The sequence below is a fragment of the Psychrobacter sp. Sarcosine-02u-2 genome (assembly GCF_002836335.1).
Taxonomy (GTDB): Bacteria; Pseudomonadota; Gammaproteobacteria; order Pseudomonadales; family Moraxellaceae; genus Psychrobacter; species Psychrobacter faecalis.
Genome location: NZ_PJBX01000091.1, coordinates 1 through 283 on the forward strand (window position 1 = coordinate 1; position 283 = coordinate 283).

A 283-nucleotide genomic window follows, 5' to 3' on the forward strand; every position below is an offset into this window, starting at 1 on the left:
AAAATGCCAGTAAAGATATTGTGGTACCAGATTTAGAGAAGGTTGAGCTAATCGGTTCTGGTGGCGCGGACTATAAGGATATGTGTGCAGGCTGTCACTTGTCTCCGGGAGTGGCACAAACTGACTTTAGTGAGGGCTTATATCCAAAGCCGCCCAACTTTACCAAGGCTGATATTGTCAAACGTTATCAAACAGAAGACGGTGCAAAGCAAAGCTTTTGGGCAATCAAGCACGGTATTATGGCATCTGGAATGCCTGCGTGGGGCGCGTCCCATGATGACGC

General features: G+C 48.1%; 1 protein-coding gene. It reads left to right on the forward strand.

The genetic code is table 11. The features are described from left to right. Window positions 1–283 (forward strand): c-type cytochrome (locus CXF58_RS01395; RefSeq protein WP_145989784.1); only part of this gene is annotated, 283 nt, incomplete at both ends.